The sequence below is a fragment of the Treponema sp. TIM-1 genome, from assembly GCF_046533115.1.
In the GTDB taxonomy this organism is placed as follows: domain Bacteria; phylum Spirochaetota; class Spirochaetia; order Treponematales; family Breznakiellaceae; genus JAIRMO01.
Genome location: NZ_JAJQRC010000001.1, coordinates 17,635 through 33,893, shown reverse-complemented (window position 1 = coordinate 33,893; position 16,259 = coordinate 17,635). Strand labels below are relative to the sequence as shown.

Sequence of the window (16,259 nt, the reverse complement as noted above, 5' to 3'; positions counted from 1 at the left end):
GGGGGGATTTATGGTCGATTTTGTCCAGCTTCAGCAAATCATGAAGGAAAGTCTGGAGCAGGATCGGGTTATACGAACCATTGACGTTACCGGTTCTACCTTGGAAAAGGCGGTATCCGAAGCGGCGGTTCTCCTCAATCTTCCCATACGGCGTTTAGAATACGAAGTTATTGACCGGGGGTTTCCGGGGATTCTGGGTAAAGGGCAAAAAGACTGGAAGATCCGGGCCTATGAACGGGTATTGGCTAAAAAAGAACCGGACCAGAGCGTTGAAGAGGAAGCAGAAGTCATAGATGAAGTTCCGATTATTACGGATAAAGACGGTGATGCCTTTGTTCATCTTTATCCGGAAGGAGCCTTTCTCAAGGTGGTGCCCCCCATAGGAAAAGGGAAGAAGGTCACCGAAGCCTTGGTCATGGAGATTCTGAAGAGCCGGATGGTCAAGGATATTGATATACCATTATTATCCGACACCATTAAAGAAGCCGCGGGAGTCTTTGTCAAGATAGGGAATTTTGAAAGTAATCCCTTGAATGACGCCTACCTCAATGTGGAGGTTTCCGATATGGGAATGAAAGCCTACATTAATGTAACTCCTGCCGGTCCGGGGGGCTGTGATCTTCCCGCGGAAACTATCCTAAGCTTTCTGCGAAACAACCACATTATATATGGAGTTAAAGAAGATTTCATCCGGAATTTCGCGGACCGGCCGATATATAAAGAAAATGTTCTCGTAGCGGAGGGGATTAAACCAAGCAGCGGCCGGGATGCCTTTATTCAGCATAATTTTGAAACGGATCAGACCAAGGTGCGCCTCCGGGAAGGGTTCAATGGACAGGTGGACTTTAAGGATCTCCACATCATTCAGAATGTGGTGGAAGGGCAGCCCCTGGCAAAAAAAATACCCCCGGAATTGGGATCCCCAGGTATGACCGTTAACGGCAAGGTACTCCCCGCAGTCAACGGCAGGGACATGACCATGCCCCTCGGAAAAAACGTTCATGTAGGGGATGATGATCTCACCATCTACGCCGATATAAACGGTCAGGTGGTGGAGGTAAACAATAAAATAAATGTGGAACCCATATACACCGTCAAGGGGAATGTGGACATTAAAACCGGAAATATTATTTTCCTGGGGACGGTGGTGGTGACCGGTAATGTGGAGGCCGGGTTTTCCGTTAAGGCGGCGGGGAACATTGAGGTCCACGGTACGGTGGAAAAGGCGGAACTGGATGCGGAGGGGGATATCATTGTTCACCAGGGCATTACCGGTAAAGGCGCCGGCATCGTGCGGACGGGACGATCCCTTTGGGCCCGGTTTATTGAAAATACCAGCGTTGAAGCGGGGAATATGGTAGTCGTCTCCGACGGGATTATCAATTCCCAGGTTGATGCCTATAGACGGATCGCCTGTCAGGGGAAACGGGCCCATATTGTGGGGGGACGGCTCAGGGCTACCGACGAGATCATCGCGGAAACCCTGGGAAGCCCTACCAGCGGTACCGAGACGGTCTGTGAAGTAGGTTTTGATCCCAAACATAAAGAAAAACTGGGGATATTTACGGAAAACAAGGAATCCCTGGTAAAACAGCTTGAGGAAATACGGCTTAATCTGCAGACCCTTATCAATATAAAAAAACAGCGTAAGTCCCTGCCCGAAGATAAAGAGCGCTTTATGAGGGAATTGATGGATAAGCGGAAAGAGCTTATGGGGGATCTGCGTAAAATCAACGAGGATATCGGTGAAGTTCAGGAAATTCTTAGCGGTATAAAAAAACGGGGACGGATTTCCGCTTCCTCCAAGGTATATCCCGGGGTCAAGATTATTATCCGGGATGTCAAAGAAGAGGTACGGAATGAATACAAGGCGGTAACCTTTATTCTTGAAAATGGCCTGATACGGGTAATCAAGTATGAAGAATCGGAAGAAAAAATAAGCCGAGGTGACGATGGCTATCCAGCCGATTGACCTGCAAACCCTGTTTACCCAAGTGGACAAGGTCGGTAAAAGTCAGGCCGCCCAAAAAGAGGGTCTGCAAATACAACAGGCCCTGCAGGGGGATCAAATTCAGCGGAAAACCGACGAGCGAATTCAGTCGGTGAATGAGTCCCAGGATACCGGAGAAGGTGCCGAGACTATCAGGGACAGAGCATCCCGGAAAAACGGCGGCGAAGAAAAGCAGGGCCGGGAAGGAAAGGATGAAGACTCCGAAGATGAAAGGCCGGGGGAGCCCTTGGTATTTCGGGATCCGGATCTGGGACGAAATATCGACGTAAGCGGATGAAAGCGGAGAATCCATGTATTTATCCCTTGTTTTTTCATCGATCAGTTTGATCCTCTGCGGATTTTCTTTTGTGTTTTTTCGCGCCTATCTCCGGCGCAGAACCGGACCGGAACGGATCCTGGGGGAATTCCGGGAAGAGGCGGATAAGCTCATCGCCGAGATTGACGCCATCACCGACCGGGACGCCGCTTTGGTGGGGGAACGTATAAAAACCCTAAGAACCCTTCTGGAGGATGTGGACCGGCGGATAGTCGTCTATAACCGGGAGGTGAACCGGGAAAAGAAACAGGAAGCGGCCTATGTCGAATTGGGACTGAAACGGTCCGTTTTAACTACCGGAGAAGCCCGGCCTTCCGGAACACAGTCGTCATTTTCCCCAGAAAAACCAGAAACCGAAACCGCGTTAAACCGACCTTCCCCGGAAATTCCGGGGATAAGCCCGGATTCTTCAAGACACGAACGGGACGGGAAAGGCACCCCCCCGGGAGAGCCCCGCTTTATCCGGTCCCCCATAGCCATTCAGCCCAAGCTCCCGTCCTTTGCCGAACAGGTGGAAAAGCTCGCCGGGGCGGGTCTTTCATCGGAGCTTATCGCGTCCCGGCTGGGAACCACCCTGGCGGAGGTGGATCTGGCCATAGCCCTGTTACACCGCAAGTAAACGCAAGAAAGCTGACCGGCGCTGTTTTTATAAATGTCCGTCGTCCAGGATGATCACATCCACCCGCCGGTTATAGGCCATCCCTTCGGGGGTATCGTCCCGGCTTATGGGCATGGTATCGGCGAACCCCGCCACCTGGAAACGGTTTTCATCGACCCCGATATCGGTAAGGTAATGGAGCACCGCAAGGGACCGGGCGGTGGAAAGTTCCCAATTAGACGGCCAGGGACCGTTTGGATCGGTATCCTCCGAGTCGGTGTGTCCCTCAATTCTGAATTTTCTGCCCTGGACCTCGTTGGACTCCAGGAGGGTCCCCAGACGGAGCAGGATATCCCGGGTTTCTTCCACGTTAATCACCGCGCTGGCGGGGCCAAAAAAAGCATCCGAAGCCAGGCTTATTACCAATCCCCGCTCATCCTGGGTAACCTTGACCTTGTTTGACCGGATCTCCGGCGTAAAGAGGCTGGTAGCCCGGCGGAGGGCCGTTCCCAGGGTACGCCCCCGGTCCTGGGCGGGGAGGGACATGATGGTGTTCCCTAAATCGGCACTTTTACCCAGGGACAGGGTATTGCCCCCGGTGGAAGCGCCCATTCCGATATTATTCAGGGAGGAAATCATCGCAGCTAATTGGGCGGGGTCCATATCATCGGGGTTAAAAAGGGCTACAAAAAAGCAGAGCATAAGGGTAACCATGTCCGAATAGGTTACGATCCATTCACCACCGGCGCCACCGGCATCGGGTTTCTTTTTTTTGGCCATACCTAGTCCTTAAGAACTTCCGCTTCCACCGCCTTACGATCCGCGGGAGTAAGGTAGGAGAGGAGTTTCATCGCCAGGATCCGGGGATTATCCCCAGCCTGAATGGAAAGGATCCCTTCGATCTCCATTTCCTTAACCATGGCTTCCCGGGCGTCGTTGGATTTGAGTTTACCCCCCCAGGGGATCATCATGAGGTTTGCCATCATAGAGCCGTAGAGGGTGGTAATCAGGGCGACGGCCATATTGGGGCCCAGGGCGCTTTTGTCTTCCAGGTTCTTTAACATACCGATAAGACCGATAACGGTCCCCAGCATCCCAAGCCCCGGAGCCAAGGTACCCCACATATTGACCGACGAGATCTTCGCCGCATGCCGTTCCTGCATCTGGTTAACTTCCGTCTCCATGAGGGCCCTGATAATTTCCGCATCCACCCCGTCCACCACCAGGCGCATTCCCTTTTTTATGAAATCATCGTCCAGGTCTTCCAGTTCCTCTTCCAAGGCCAAAAGACCCTCCCGGCGGGCCTTTTCCGACATGGACATGAGCTTGGTAATAAGCCCCCTTTCGTTAAAATTGGGAACCTTAAAGGTGAGGTTTATGGTACCGAAAATACCCAGGGCATTGGGGATACTGCTGAAGGTAAAAAGGCCGAAATAGGATCCCAAAACAACGATCAATACCGAGGGAATATCCACAAAGGTTAAAAGGCCGGTTCCCCCGGTGATGATTCCCAGGGCCACCATGCCGAAACAACCGACTATACCGATGATTGTTGATAAATCCATTTTTACTACTCCTCGTTCTTAAAAGCGCCGATTTGCCGGCGGTACGCGATAATGCTTTCAAGAACCTCGGAAACCTGTTCACGTACTATAACATGTTTACCCGACAACATAAGCAGGGTCGTATCGGGATGGACCTCAATTGATTCGATTTGATGGGGATTTATATAATATTCCTTTCCGTCAAGCCGGGTTACTTTTATCATCTTTTTAGTGAGGAATGAGGAGCGGGGAGGGAGCAGGGGGGAAGAAGTTCCCTAGCTCACCGTCCGCCCCTCACTGCCGCCTCCTATCTCTTCAGGGTTAACACTTCCTGCAGTAACTGATCCGCGGTCTGGATGGTCCGGGAATTGGCCTGGAATCCCCGCTGGGTCACGATCATATCCACAAACTGTTCGGAGAGGTCCACATTGGACATTTCCAGGGCTCCGGCTATAATTTTACCTTTTCCCGCGATCCCCGAAGGACCGATATTGGCGGTACCGGAGTTATTGGACACCACAAAGTTATTGCTCCCCGCTTTTTCCAGCCCTCCCTGGTTGGAGAAACTGGCCAAGGCAACCTGACCCAAGGTCCGGCTGGTACCGTTGGAGAAAATTCCCGTAATGACCCCGCTTTGGTCGATCTTGAAATTGTCAAGATAGCCCATGGTATTTCCGTCCTGTTCGGTCATTTTGGAAGAACTGGTCTCGGCATATTGGGTAATAGAGTTGGTTAATCCCCCCACGGTTCCCAGGTTCAGGGTGAATTCCTGGCGTACCGGGGCGCCGTCATCCCCGGGAGTAGCGCTTTGGACATCATAGGCCACGTTCATGATCACCGGGGTCCCCGAATCCGTTCCCGAGAGGTTTCCCTCCCCGTCTACGGCGTTGAGGATGGTTCCCAGGTTGGAGAAGTTAACCGTAAAGGTATTGGGTCCTCCCGTGGGGGGGGCTTCTTCCCCCAGGCCTATGGCGGCATTGGTAGCCACCGGGTTTTCGGGATCCACCGTTACCACGGCGTTCCAACTGTTGTTGACCCCCGGAACCCGGGTAAATAGCAACTGCAGGGTATGCTCGTCGCCAAAGGTATCGAAAACCTTGATCTGTTCGCTCCAGCTTCCCTCCCGAACCTGCATTTGGGTGGGGTTCTCGGGGATTTCAATGGTCCGTTTGTCCAGGTTACAGGCAAAATTGACATTGGTGGTCGCCCGGGCAGCGTCCTTTGCTCCTATGGGGATGATCAGATTTTCCACATCCCGGGAAACGTCAAGAAACTGCATACCCTCCACATCTTGGGCCATCCAGCCCTGGACCCGCATCCCATTGGCGGGATTTACTAGAAGCCCTTCCTGATCCAGGCTGAAATTCCCTGCCCGGGTAAAATAGGATTTATCCCCTTCTTTAAGGACAAAAAACCCTGTTCCCTGGATAGCCAGGTCGGTCTGGACCCCGGTGGTCTGGAGGGAGCCCTGGATATGGATGGTATCAATAGAGGCGACGGACATCCCCAGACCTACTTCCCGGGGATTTACCCCCCCCAGGTCTTCGGTGGGCCGGGAAGCGCCCTGCAACTGCTGATAGATCATATCCTGAAAATTAACCCGGTTCCGTTTAAACCCGGTGGTATTGACATTGGCGATATTATTACCAACCACATCCATCCTGGTTTGATGGTTCTGCAGTCCTGAAACGCCTGAAAACAACGATCGCATCATAATAGATTCTCCTTTTATTCCTCAAATACCTTGGTTACCTGATCCCACTGGTAATAGGTTCCGTTTACCAAGATCTCAGGTTTTCCACCCCGGCTAACCGCCTTAATCGTACCCTGGATTACCCTATCCCCTTCGTTGAGTTCCACCGACTTTCCCAGGGAAGCGGCGGCTTCGCTGTTGGTAAAGAGTTCCGCCAAGCGGTTAAAATCATTGGCCATACTGGTCATTTGCTGAAGGGTATTAAGCTGGGCCATCTGGGAAATAAATTCCCGGTCCTCCATAGGAGCGGTGGGATCCTGATGGGAAAGCTGCGCCAGGAGGAGGGTTAAAAATTCATCCTTCCCCATATCCTTTACCGGAGTTTTACCGTTAAATAATTGTTTATTGAACCGATCCACTTCCATGGCCCGGGCTGTCCGTTCCTGGGGACTCATCTCAAATCGAAGCTCATCCATATCTTATCTCCTCAACCGCAAGTTATACCAGCATATTTACCGGCCGTAAGGCCGCCGGATCCCCGGGATTCCCACTCAACACCAAAAGATCCCCGATGGACTCATAACCGGATGCCGCCAGGTGAAGGCGTTCGGAAAAGAAGGGGCTTGTATCCTCTCCCTTCCCTTGACGGTTTCCCTGGTTCCCCCGGTTATCGGAGCTGACCGACATCTCAATGCTGGCCCCATTAAAACCCGAATCTTTAAAGGCCTGTTCCAGGGACTGCATTTCCCGCTCAAACGCCCGCAGGGCCTCGTTACTTTCAACGATAATCCGCCCCGCTATCTTGTTTTCGGCCATTTCCAGGCGTATCTTTACATTTCCCAGGGATTCCGGTTTAAGGGTAAGCCGGATAAGTCCCGCTCCCCCGTCCTTGAGGATGATCGATGCCTGCCGTACAATGTCGTCCCCCAGCCCACCCCGGAGTTCTCCGGCGAGGATCTCCTCAAAGGCCCGGGCCGGGGTGCCGGTCCCGGTGGAAAGGGCCTCCCCGGAACTCCGGCTACCCCCGGGGAGTTCCAACCGGAGTTCCACTTCCCGGATCCCTCCGGCAGCTTCGGGGATAAAGGCGGGACCGCGGTTTATGGAGACCTCCGGGACTTGCCCGGTTCGGAGGTCCCGGACCTCCATTTCAAGCCGTTCCCGGCGTTTATCCCGGGAACCGGAATCATTCCGCCGGGAACTGGCAGGGCCGGTTTTTTCCGGGTCCCCGGGAGTCTTCCCCGAAACCTGGGCAAGACGGACCCCGGCGGACTCCGTTTCCCGGGTGAGCTGCCGGGAGGCATCCGCCGGGTCCCGGAGGGTCCGGCCTTCACCGGTTTTCCTGACCCGGGGCAGGTCTTCTTCCTGAAGGCCGGCATGGTTTACCGTGTTTTGCGGAACCGGCGGGGTTATTTCTCCGGAAAGGACCGGATTTTCCGCCAGGGACTCTTCGGGGACCGGCTCTGGGGAATGATCCAAACTTGTTTTTTCTGCGGAGAATTTTTCCGGTGCCGTTTCGGGAAACTGCGAAAAAACGGCTTCTTCCGCCGTCAGCTCCCGGCCTTCTTCGGTTTGATCCGGGGAGGTCCCCCGGGCCTTTTTGCCGGGGAGAGCTTCCTGGGCAAAAAGGTCCGGCGTTTCCTTTCCCCGGATTTTTTTATCCCCCCGGGAAAGAAGGGATCCTTTTATCCCCCGGGGATCGGTTTTTTTGAGTGAACCGGATTCCCCCGCTGTCCGGGGAAATTCATCCGGGATTTGCGAATGGCCCTCCGGGTCCGCGATTTGCTCGGCCCCCGGGGGATGGTTGGAATTGCGGAGCAGTCCCTCAAGGAGCTTGGAAAATACCCCGAGCTTATCCTTGGATATGGCCAAAGACCCTTGGTCTCGAACCTCCTGGGGACTTTCTAAATTGATTTGGGGGGATATTTGCATCACCGCCCGGCCTCCTCTTGATAAAAAACATTCCGGAGGCTCTGGGAGCCACGGGCAAGCCGCGGACCGGGATTGCTCAGTTAAGACTGGAAGGTCTCCCCGTCATCTTCCGCTGGAGTTCCGCCGCCCGTTCCGGGGGCATAAGGGAAAGCCAGTAAGCGACAATAGAAGTAGTTCCCTCCGCCTGAGCTATACTTTCGGTCATCCGGAGTACGTCGATAGCGTCCTGATCATTCATGGCGGTAATAATACCCACCGCTCGCTCCGGGGGCATGCCAGTTAAATACCGGGCATATTGCTCGACGTTCTTTTGTTTATTTTCGGCGTCTTGGGCCTGGGCATTGATGGAATTTTCCCGTTCATCCAGCGCTTTCTGTCGTTCTTCCAGTTCCTCGGCCATCTGCTGAATCTCCCCCTGGCGGGTGAGAATTTCCATTTCCCGTTGATCCAATTCCATGCTCCGCAGTTCCTGGGCCTCAAGCCGAACCGCCAGCCGTTCCGCGTCCAGGGAGAGCAGCTCATCCTCCCCCCCGCTATCCTGGGAGCGGGGTTCCAGACCGATGAGCCGGTAGAAGGGGGCTAACACGGCCTTGGCATCAATGACATTGAGGTAGTCGAACCATACCAGGCCGCCGCCGGCTAACGCGGTAATGAGAATCAAAAGTACGATTACCCTGCCTAAAATACGTAGTCCGTATCCGGCCATTTTTCATCTCCTTATCTTAAAGGGTCACCGGAACCGTATCTTCTTTTCTTTCAGTCTCGTGTTTCCCCAAAAGTTCTATCCGGGCTTTAACATATTCGAGCCGGTCCTGGTTAAGGATGGAACGGCGGAATTTAGTCTCCTTATGTTTTTCGACCTTATACCAGCCCCGGTTGATGAATTTCTTTCCCTCCCCTTCGGTAAACCAGTACACCAAGGCGATCTGGTCCCGGTCCAGTTCAATGGCGTTGATCCCCTTACCGATAGCGCAGCCGGAATTAAAAAGACAGGGAACCGGGTATCGATCACCGTAAAGGCTCTGGCGGAGTACATTTCTCCGCTCCGAACGCTGGAGTTTACCCAATTCAACCCTGAGGGCATCTACCTCGGCGGCGATCCGCTCCCGGTTGGTACCGACCGATGAAGGGTAATCCCGGCAGAGCCGCTCTATCTCGAATTTAATATAATCAAAACGGCCGAGGGATTCAAAAAGGGGACGGTGGGTATGGCCTATAATGGAAATGCAATGGTTTTCCAGGGAAAAATTATAGGCCTGTTTTTCCACATAAAACCGACGGTGGGGGCTGCGGGCGGTTGAAATATTCCGGATTCCGATGGGCTTAAAAAAATACCGGAGCGCCGCCCGGATCAGGTAATTATAGTCCGTATAAACCTTGGAGGATTGATGCCCGTGGTATACATACAGGGGAATAATCCCCGATTCAATCCGTACCACCTGAAAAAGGGGATAGGGATAATTTTTTTCAAAGATCAACTCCTCATCATGGTTACCAACGATTTTATAGAGCCTGCCCTCGGCGGCAAACCGATCCAGGATGCGGTACAGCGGAGCCCACCGGGTTTCTATGGCCCCCAGGGAATACCGCTGCAGTTCCTCTATATCGCCGTTTAATACCAGGTACCAGCCATTGGCCAGGTAGTAGCCTTCCAGCATCTCCATAACCAGGGCGCCGTTACGGGCCAGATCATCCCCCCGGCCGCTGCCCATGTGAAAATCACTAACCACCAGAACCTTGCCCCCCCCGGAAATATCCAGTACCGCCCGGGGATTAAACATGGGGCTCAGTATTTCCTGAAAAAATGAAGAAGCCATCAGATCCGGCCCCTTACGCGGCGGGACTTTTCCGTCCGGGAATGAAAACCGTCGAATTTTTGTTTTAAGCTATCCTCGCTGTTCATGGGCCTTTCCTAATTTAAACGTATCATTTTAGGGGTCAAGGGGACAATCTTATTTTTCATCTTTTTTATGGTTCCTCCGGTATGGCGGCGAGGATCTCCCCTATGAACCGTCCCGCCTTTCCCCGGTGGCTTATCCGGTTCTTTTCTTCCTCCCCTAGTTCCGCCACGGTACACCCCCGGTCGGGGAGGTAGAGGATAGGATCATAGCCAAAACCGCCGGAACCCCGGCCTTTCCGGATAATTTCCCCCTCCAGAGTTTCCTGGACCACAAAAAACCGGTCTTCCTGTAAAAGCAATACCATGGCGCATACAAATCGGGCACTCCTGCGGGAACTAAACTCCAACTCCCGCAGGAGCAGGGCGTTCCGTTCCCCGGCGTCGAGGTTTTTACCGCCTTCGCTGCCGTACCGGGCGGAAAAGATCCCCGGCCTTCCCCCCAGGGCATCCACACAGAGGCCCGAATCATCGGCAATGACCGGGGCCAAAACCCGCCGGTACAGGGCCCGGGCCTTGATCAGGGCGTTTTCGAGGAAGGTAACCCCCGTTTCTTCAGGTTCAAAGGGGATGCCCCCCTGGGAGGGTATGTGTATCCGGTGGCCTTTCAGAATGGCCGCAAGTTCTTCCCGTTTATGGGGGTTTCCGGTGGCAAACCAAAGCGTCATAGGGTTCCGTATTTATTTTAGTCTCTTTACCCCATAGGTATACCACCTCTCCGCCGGATCTGCAAGGCGGGGCCGGTCAGGGCTGAGCTGCCTTTAGCGGGGTAGAAAGGAGCCGAAATTTCCCCGATTCCATGGGCTCCTAGCCATTACCGGCCTATTTTGGTAAGCTGGGGGCATGAATACCCTGACGATCCTTGGGTGGACCGCTTTTTTGTCTTTTTTGCCCATTTCAGAACTCCGGGGAGGGATACCCTTTGCCGTGGCACGGGGTATTCCCTGGTATTGGGCCTACCCCTTTGCGGTGGGGATCAATATCCTCGTCGCTCCGGCCTGTTGGATATTTCTTTCTACCCTGCATAAGGTTTTCCTGAAAATGGCCTGGTACCGGGGGCTTTTCGGCCGGTTTGTGGAACGGACCCGGGTAAAACTCAAAACGGGGGTGGAAAAATGGGGCTGGCTTGGGGTCGCCGCTTTTGTGGCCGTACCGCTGCCCGTGACCGGCGCCTGGACCGGAACCTTGGGAGCTTGGGTACTGGGCATGGGGAAGGGACGGACCATAGCCGCGGTAACCCTGGGGGTCCTTACCGCCGGAGTCATCGTGACCGCCGTGGTCCTTCTGGGGATCCGGGGACTCCATTTTTTTATTAAAAAAATTTAGGCGGCTATGACAAAACTCAACTTTGAAGCGGAACTCAATGAGCCGCAGATCCGCGCGGTAAAAACCATCGACGGGCCGGTATTGATCATCGCCGGGGCGGGTTCGGGGAAGACCCGGGTTATCACCTACCGGATCGCCTATATGCTGGAAATGGGGATCCCCCAATCCGCCATTCTGGCCTTGACCTTTACCAATAAGGCGGCCCGGGAGATGGAAAGCCGGGTCAAGGAGCTGACCGGGAAGAAACTGCAGAACCTCACGGTGAGTACCTTCCATGCCTTTGGGGTACGGATCCTCCGGGAAGAAATAGAAACCCTGGGGTACCGGAAAAATTTTTCAATCTACGACGAAACCGACCGGCTCCAGCTTATCAAGGACAGCCTCCGGGAAGTGCGGATTTCCCCGGAGGGGGTGGATCTCTATGCCCTGGGACAGTTTTTTTCCAATATCAAGATCGGCCGCCTCCGGTGGGAGGATTTGGTCGAAAAAAACGACCCCATGGCCCGGGGGGGATTTGAGCCGGTTTATCGGGAATATCAGCATGGTTTAAAGCTCTTTAATGCCCTGGATTTTGACGATCTTTTGGTCCTGCCCATTGAAATTTTTGAAACCTTCCCGGAAATTCTGGAAAAATACCGCCGCCGTTACCGGTATATCATGGTGGATGAGTTCCAGGATACAAGCGTTACCCAATACCGGTTGATGAACCTTCTGGCGGACCGGAATGTCTGCGTGGTGGGGGACGATGATCAGTCCATCTACTCCTGGCGGGGGGCAAATTACGAAAATATCCTCAATTTTGAACGGGATTTTCCCGGTACGGAGGAGATCAAACTGGAGCAAAACTACCGTTCCACCTCCACCATCCTGGAGGCGGCTAACGGGGTAATCTCCCATAATACCCACCGCAAGGGAAAAAACCTGTGGTCCGGAAATGGGGGAGGCAAACCTATTGAGCTTTTCCATCCTCAAAATGAAAGCGAAGAAGGGGAATTTATCGCGTCCCGGATACGGGAACTCCTCTTTCGGGAAAAATTCACCTATGATGATTTCGGGGTCCTCATCAGGACCAATTCCCTGACCCGGAGTATTGAGGAGGCCTTTCTGTCGGAAAACATCCCCTACCGGGTTTCGGGGGGAACGAGTTTTTTTCAACGGAAGGAGATCAAGGATGTGCTGAGTTACCTCCGGGTAATCGCCAACCCCGATGACGACGTAAACCTTCTCAGGATAATCAATACCCCCCGGCGGGGTATGGGTAAGGCCCTGATCACCGCCGTCACCGATCTGGCCCGGAAAAACCAATCTTCCCTGTGGGATGCCATGGGCCGCCTCCGCCATGTCCCGGCCCCCCTCTTTCAGGAGCCGGGAACCGATGCCCTGGATCCGCTGCGAAGGGGACATGGCCCATCCGCTTACGGAGGGGGCATCGATAAGGGCCGGGCGGAAATAGACGGTTTTATGACCCTGATCGAGTCTTTTAAAGCCGAAATCCTGGGGGGGGCATCCCAAAAAGGCTGGAGGCTTTCCCAAAAAGTACGGCGCCTGATAGAAACCATTGATTACTGGTCCTACCTGATCACGGAGTACCGTAAAAATGACAAAATGGCCCGGTGGAAATTCCTCAATATTGAAAGCCTCATCAGTTCCATAGAAACCTGGGAAGCCGATGAAGACAACCCGGACCCTACCCTTTACCCATACCTCAACCGGATAAGTCTTATCACCCGCAATGATGAGGATGGGGAGGCGGGCGGAAAGGGAAAGGTGAACCTGATGACCATCCACGCCGCTAAGGGCCTGGAATTCCCCGTGGTTTTTATCGCCGGCGCCGAAGAGGGCATCATTCCCCACGAACGGAGCCTGGAAGAGGGGGGGGGAAACATCGAAGAAGAACGGCGGCTTTTTTATGTGGCCATCACCCGGGCCAGGGATAAGCTCTTTATCTCAAGCTGCCTTAAGCGGCGGAGATTACAAAACACCGTCGACTGTGTCCCCTCCCCGTTTTTGGCGGAAATCCCCCCCCATCTTATCGCCTATCGGGAGGAGGAAAAACCCGTGGAAGATCCCAAAGAAGCGGAAAAATATTTTGCCCTATTAAAAAGCAAATTTACCTGATATTTGGTAAAGGATCTGGATAAATTCCGCCGATTTATGTTATGATAACAATAATATGAAAAACAAAAAGTATATTTTAGGCACTGTTTTTTGTTTTTTTAGTCTTATGGTATATGCCGAGTCCCTTCCCGACTGGTTTTTGCCCCTACGGGAGGCCATCTATGAGCAAAATCTCAAAGCCGATGCAGTGGCCCCCCTTTACCGGGAGGTAAAACGCCGGGCCGAAGAAAGTCTCTCCGGGCAGCAGCTTTACCTTATGTTGTCCCGGTGTGAATATATGATGGGACGGGTTTATCTTTACGACACCCGGAAAGATGAGGCCCTGGCCCGGTTTGAGGAAGGGATAGCCCTGGCCCAGCGGTCTCTGGATATGGCAGCCTCCCCCGAAGGGTGGGTGATGCTGGCGGAAAACCTTTCCCAATCCTGTACCATCAAATCGGTGGGTTATGTTATGCAGAACGGCCCTAATGTGGAGCGTTATGCCAAAGAGGCCCTGGCCTTGGATCCGGGAAACACCGCGGCCCAATTTTTGATAGCTTCCCGGTGGGTGTACGCTCCCTCACCGTTTAATAATTTAAAACGGGGAATACAAATGATGGAAGATATTTTGAATAATTTTGAAACACGATTGCAGAAGGACGATCGTTTTAATGTATATTCAGCCATAGGTTATGCCTATTTAAAGCAGAAAAAAAACCAAGAGGCCAAGACCTGGTTTCAAAGGTCCCTGGCTGTTTATCCTACCAATCAATATGTACAAGAACTGTTGAGCAAAACTTAAGTTTTGCCTACCTGATTGAGCCGGTTCCAAGATGCAGGTTAATCTTGCGGGCGGCATCAATTTTTAGGAACGATACCTTTTTATGGAAATGATGATTGCGTTTATTCCGAGTGTGTATTTCCCCATCCTTATCGGTGTGGGCATTTATTTTTGCCTTTTGGGAACGATCAATATGATCGATATGCGGCTTCACGCGGTCCCCCCCACCGTTAAAGAAGGGCCGCTGGTTTCCGTGCTGATCCCCGCCCGAAACGAGGAACAAAACATCGAAAGATGTCTTAATTCCTTACGGAATCAGGATTATTTGAACTATGAGATCCTCGTAATCGACGATAATTCTACCGATAAAACCTTCAGTATTATCCAGAAGATCGCCCGGGAGGATAAGCGGGTCCGGGTTTTTTCCGGTAAACCCCTGCCGGACGATTGGTTTGGAAAACCCTATGCCATGCAGCAACTCTCCGGGGAAGCGAAGGGGGATATTTTTGTCTTTACCGATGCCGATACTGTCCATAATCCCACCTGTATTTCCTGGACCGTATCCAATCTACAAAATTCCAAGGTGGATTTTATTTCCGGGTATACCAAACAAAAACTCCTCACCTTTGGGGAGGCCATCACCGTACCCTTGATGTATTTTCTCACCACCATCGTGGTGCCCATTTTTTTAAACCGTTATACCCGGTGGACCTTTTTTTCCGCCGCCATCGGTCAGTTCATCGCGGTAAACCGGGATGCCTTTGAAAAGGTCGGGGGATACACCACCATCCGGAATAAACCGGTGGAGGACATGTACCTGGCCCGGCTTTTCAAACGTCAAGGATACCAGACCATATTCCTGGATCTAAAGGAGCAGATCCGTTGCCGGATGTATACGGGGTATCATGCGGCTCTGGAGGGGATAGGAAAAAACATCTTTGTTTTTTTCGGAAAAAATTCGGTCCTCCTTTTTATAGTCGCCCTTTTGGTGGTTGTTTTTATTTTCCTGCCCTTTCCCCTTTTGTTTATCCTTTTGTTTATACGAAGTCCTTTTTTCATCCATGTTTTACTAGCCAATAGCCTCTTTACCCTGGCCTTTGTTATCCAATACCTGGACCGCGATATACCCTGGTATTACGCTTTCCTCTGGCCGATTATTTTTTTGAATTACCTTTATGTGGGAATTTTTTCCTGGTTCAGAACCGTAAGCGGTAAGGGCTTTCTCTGGAAAGACCGGGTGGTGCGTTGAATCATGCCTTATAAACGCGGCCGTCCCCTCCTGGACGTTTCCCTCCCCTTTCGGCTTGCCACGGCTATGGTTTTTTATCCCGTCTGGATCCTGGCTCAGACGATAAATATCCTGCTCTATACGACCGGATATGAAAATACCGGAAAACTCAAGGGTATCTCCCGGGCTATCCTGGTATCGAACCATACCACTTTTTTGGATCCGGTTATGGTGAGCGGCGCCGTATTTCCCCGTCGTACCTGGCAGACCCTTCTGGAGGGAACCGTAGTGACCCCCTACCTGGGGACCTTTGTCCGGCTCCTGGGAGGGATGCCCCTTCCCCCGGGTAAGAGCGGATTGGACCGTGTTTTGGCGTCCGCCAAAACCGCCTTTCGGCACCGCCGGTTTATCCACTTTTATCCGGAAGGGGAATGTTACCTTTACAATCAGAAAATCTATGAATTTAAACCCGGGGCGTTTTATATCGCCGCGGAACTTGATATTCCGGTGATCCCCCTGGTTACGGTTTTTTCCGAAGGGGCCTTTAAACCTTTTTCCTTTTGGGGCCGGTCCCTCCCCAAGGAAAAAATGATAGTCCTGGATCCGGTATACCCCTCCCGGTTTATCCGGCGGAACAAAACCGGGGCGATATCCATGGACTCGGTTCGGGAATTCGCCCGGGGGGTTCGGGAGATTATGCAGCGGGAAATAGACGCCCGTCAGGGCAGTTCCGCCTTCTATCGGGGGAGGATGGAACGGTTGAAGGGGATAAATGATTAGCCTGTATATTCGGCAGTTTTTCAAATTCTTTCCCGGGCTTGTGGGTATTGCGGCTGTTC

17 protein-coding genes are annotated in these 16,259 nt (G+C 52.7%); 8 read left to right on the top strand and 9 right to left on the bottom strand.

The window, feature by feature from the left end:
- The first annotated feature begins 10 nt into the window (after positions 1–10).
- From LQZ21_RS00155 to LQZ21_RS00145, 3 genes are read left to right on the top strand one after another with little or no spacing between them, the layout of a single operon-like run.
- Positions 11–1,972 (top strand): FapA family protein, encoded by a 1,962-nt coding sequence (locus LQZ21_RS00155; RefSeq protein WP_411042066.1) that lies wholly within the window; start codon positions 11–13, stop codon positions 1,970–1,972.
- Positions 1,953–2,288, top strand: a complete 336-nt coding sequence (locus tag LQZ21_RS00150) for a hypothetical protein (protein WP_411042065.1) — start codon at positions 1,953–1,955, stop codon at positions 2,286–2,288. Before LQZ21_RS00155 ends, LQZ21_RS00150 begins: the two co-directional genes overlap by 20 nt.
- A 13-nt stretch (positions 2,289–2,301) precedes the next feature.
- Positions 2,302–2,946, top strand: coding sequence for a hypothetical protein (locus LQZ21_RS00145; protein WP_411042064.1), 645 nt, complete (start codon positions 2,302–2,304; stop codon positions 2,944–2,946).
- Between the two features lie 27 nt (positions 2,947–2,973).
- On the opposite strand, the gene motB is transcribed toward LQZ21_RS00145, so the two are convergent.
- The 9 genes from motB to rdgB all read right to left on the bottom strand — a co-directional run bounded on the left by motB (position 2,974) and on the right by rdgB (position 10,656).
- Complete coding sequence (gene motB / locus LQZ21_RS00140) at positions 2,974–3,705, bottom strand: flagellar motor protein MotB (protein WP_411042063.1); 732 nt, start codon at positions 3,703–3,705, stop codon at positions 2,974–2,976.
- 2 nt (positions 3,706–3,707) lie between these two features.
- Positions 3,708–4,490 carry a motility protein A gene (locus tag LQZ21_RS00135; RefSeq protein ID WP_411042062.1) on the bottom strand — a complete coding sequence of 261 codons (783 nt, stop codon included), beginning with the start codon at positions 4,488–4,490 and terminating at the stop codon, positions 3,708–3,710.
- 5 nt (positions 4,491–4,495) lie between these two features.
- Entirely contained in the window at positions 4,496–4,693 is a 198-nt protein-coding gene (locus LQZ21_RS00130) for a flagellar FlbD family protein (RefSeq protein ID WP_411042061.1), read from the bottom strand.
- 83 nt (positions 4,694–4,776) lie between these two features.
- Positions 4,777–6,183, bottom strand: a complete 1,407-nt coding sequence (gene flgE, locus LQZ21_RS00125) for a flagellar hook protein FlgE (RefSeq protein ID WP_411042060.1) — start codon at positions 6,181–6,183, stop codon at positions 4,777–4,779.
- 14 nt (positions 6,184–6,197) lie between these two features.
- Complete coding sequence (locus LQZ21_RS00120) at positions 6,198–6,638, bottom strand: flagellar hook capping FlgD N-terminal domain-containing protein (RefSeq protein ID WP_411042059.1); 441 nt, start codon at positions 6,636–6,638, stop codon at positions 6,198–6,200.
- Between the two features lie 22 nt (positions 6,639–6,660).
- Entirely contained in the window at positions 6,661–8,091 is a 1,431-nt protein-coding gene (locus LQZ21_RS00115) for a flagellar hook-length control protein FliK (protein WP_411042364.1), read from the bottom strand.
- 76 nt (positions 8,092–8,167) lie between these two features.
- The gene (locus LQZ21_RS00110; protein ID WP_411042058.1) at positions 8,168–8,797 is read right to left on the bottom strand and encodes a periplasmic-type flagellar collar protein FlbB; all 630 of its coding nucleotides are present in this window, start codon (positions 8,795–8,797) and stop codon (positions 8,168–8,170) included.
- Positions 8,798–8,813: 16 nt separating this feature from the next.
- Entirely contained in the window at positions 8,814–9,908 is a 1,095-nt protein-coding gene (locus LQZ21_RS00105) for a metallophosphoesterase (protein ID WP_411042057.1), read from the bottom strand.
- Between the two features lie 151 nt (positions 9,909–10,059).
- On the bottom strand, positions 10,060–10,656 hold the full coding sequence (gene rdgB, locus LQZ21_RS00100; protein WP_411042056.1) for an RdgB/HAM1 family non-canonical purine NTP pyrophosphatase: 597 nt from the start codon (positions 10,654–10,656) through the stop codon (positions 10,060–10,062).
- Positions 10,657–10,831: 175 nt separating this feature from the next.
- On the opposite strand from rdgB, the gene LQZ21_RS00095 reads away from it, so the two are divergent.
- The 5 genes from LQZ21_RS00095 to LQZ21_RS00075 all read left to right on the top strand — a co-directional run bounded on the left by LQZ21_RS00095 (position 10,832) and on the right by LQZ21_RS00075 (position 16,200).
- Positions 10,832–11,314, top strand: coding sequence for a COG2426 family protein (locus tag LQZ21_RS00095; RefSeq protein WP_411042055.1), 483 nt, complete (start codon positions 10,832–10,834; stop codon positions 11,312–11,314).
- Between the two features lie 6 nt (positions 11,315–11,320).
- Positions 11,321–13,432 carry an ATP-dependent helicase gene (locus LQZ21_RS00090; protein WP_411042054.1) on the top strand — a complete coding sequence of 704 codons (2,112 nt, stop codon included), beginning with the start codon at positions 11,321–11,323 and terminating at the stop codon, positions 13,430–13,432.
- Between the two features lie 55 nt (positions 13,433–13,487).
- Positions 13,488–14,213 carry a tetratricopeptide repeat protein gene (locus LQZ21_RS00085; protein WP_411042053.1) on the top strand — a complete coding sequence of 242 codons (726 nt, stop codon included), beginning with the start codon at positions 13,488–13,490 and terminating at the stop codon, positions 14,211–14,213.
- 82 nt (positions 14,214–14,295) lie between these two features.
- Positions 14,296–15,441: a glycosyltransferase family 2 protein gene (locus tag LQZ21_RS00080; RefSeq protein ID WP_411042052.1), complete on the top strand. Its 1,146-nt coding sequence runs from the start codon at positions 14,296–14,298 to the stop codon at positions 15,439–15,441.
- A 3-nt stretch (positions 15,442–15,444) separates the two neighbouring features.
- Positions 15,445–16,200: a lysophospholipid acyltransferase family protein gene (locus LQZ21_RS00075; protein ID WP_411042051.1), complete on the top strand. Its 756-nt coding sequence runs from the start codon at positions 15,445–15,447 to the stop codon at positions 16,198–16,200.
- Positions 16,201–16,259 lie beyond the last annotated feature (59 nt).

What these genes read in the sequence shown, in the direction of transcription:
- LQZ21_RS00155 (WP_411042066.1), top strand. Translation starts at nt 11, where the DNA reads ATGGTCGATTTTGTCCAGCTTCAGCAAATCATGAAGGAAAGTCTGGAG.
- LQZ21_RS00150 (WP_411042065.1), top strand. Translation starts at nt 1,953, where the DNA reads ATGGCTATCCAGCCGATTGACCTGCAAACCCTGTTTACCCAAGTGGAC.
- LQZ21_RS00145 (WP_411042064.1), top strand. Translation starts at nt 2,302, where the DNA reads ATGTATTTATCCCTTGTTTTTTCATCGATCAGTTTGATCCTCTGCGGA.
- motB (WP_411042063.1), bottom strand. Translation starts at nt 3,705, where the DNA reads ATGGCCAAAAAAAAGAAACCCGATGCCGGTGGCGCCGGTGGTGAATGG.
- LQZ21_RS00135 (WP_411042062.1), bottom strand. Translation starts at nt 4,490, where the DNA reads ATGGATTTATCAACAATCATCGGTATAGTCGGTTGTTTCGGCATGGTG.
- LQZ21_RS00130 (WP_411042061.1), bottom strand. Translation starts at nt 4,693, where the DNA reads ATGATAAAAGTAACCCGGCTTGACGGAAAGGAATATTATATAAATCCC.
- flgE (WP_411042060.1), bottom strand. Translation starts at nt 6,183, where the DNA reads ATGATGCGATCGTTGTTTTCAGGCGTTTCAGGACTGCAGAACCATCAA.
- LQZ21_RS00120 (WP_411042059.1), bottom strand. Translation starts at nt 6,638, where the DNA reads ATGGATGAGCTTCGATTTGAGATGAGTCCCCAGGAACGGACAGCCCGG.
- LQZ21_RS00115 (WP_411042364.1), bottom strand. Translation starts at nt 8,091, where the DNA reads ATGCAAATATCCCCCCAAATCAATTTAGAAAGTCCCCAGGAGGTTCGA.
- LQZ21_RS00110 (WP_411042058.1), bottom strand. Translation starts at nt 8,797, where the DNA reads ATGGCCGGATACGGACTACGTATTTTAGGCAGGGTAATCGTACTTTTG.
- LQZ21_RS00105 (WP_411042057.1), bottom strand. Translation starts at nt 9,908, where the DNA reads ATGGCTTCTTCATTTTTTCAGGAAATACTGAGCCCCATGTTTAATCCC.
- rdgB (WP_411042056.1), bottom strand. Translation starts at nt 10,656, where the DNA reads ATGACGCTTTGGTTTGCCACCGGAAACCCCCATAAACGGGAAGAACTT.
- LQZ21_RS00095 (WP_411042055.1), top strand. Translation starts at nt 10,832, where the DNA reads ATGAATACCCTGACGATCCTTGGGTGGACCGCTTTTTTGTCTTTTTTG.
- LQZ21_RS00090 (WP_411042054.1), top strand. Translation starts at nt 11,321, where the DNA reads ATGACAAAACTCAACTTTGAAGCGGAACTCAATGAGCCGCAGATCCGC.
- LQZ21_RS00085 (WP_411042053.1), top strand. Translation starts at nt 13,488, where the DNA reads ATGAAAAACAAAAAGTATATTTTAGGCACTGTTTTTTGTTTTTTTAGT.
- LQZ21_RS00080 (WP_411042052.1), top strand. Translation starts at nt 14,296, where the DNA reads ATGGAAATGATGATTGCGTTTATTCCGAGTGTGTATTTCCCCATCCTT.
- LQZ21_RS00075 (WP_411042051.1), top strand. Translation starts at nt 15,445, where the DNA reads ATGCCTTATAAACGCGGCCGTCCCCTCCTGGACGTTTCCCTCCCCTTT.